General features: G+C 46.7%; 1 protein-coding gene. It reads left to right on the forward strand.

Annotated elements, in window-relative coordinates; translation table 11 throughout:
- Nucleotides 1-435 (forward strand): malic enzyme-like NAD(P)-binding protein (locus tag HC176_RS16670; protein WP_280818705.1); only part of this gene is annotated, 435 nt, incomplete at both ends.

Below are 435 nucleotides of genomic sequence, written 5' to 3' on the forward strand. Positions count from 1 at the left end.
TTTCGCTATGGCTAACCCCGAACCCGAGATAGAATACGATCTTGCTGTATCCACCCGTAAGGATATTATTATGGCTACCGGTCGTAGTGATCATCCTAACCAGGTGAACAACGTACTTGGTTTTCCATTCATCTTTAGAGGTGCTTTGGATGTACGTGCGACAAAGATCAATGAAGAGATGAAGATGGCAGCCGTTAAGGCGCTTGCAAGGCTGGCAAAAGATCCGGTACCGGAGCAGGTGAATATCGCCTATGGAGAAACCAAGTTGATCTTCGGGAAAGATTACATTATTCCAAAACCTTTTGATCCCCGTTTAATTTCAGTTGTGCCGCCGGCTGTTGCTAAGGCCGCCATGGAATCGGGGGTAGCGAAGAATCCTATCCATGACTGGGATAAGTATATAGATGAGCTGCTGGAGCGAATGGGTAACGATAA

It is taken from the genome of Tamlana crocina (assembly GCF_012037625.1).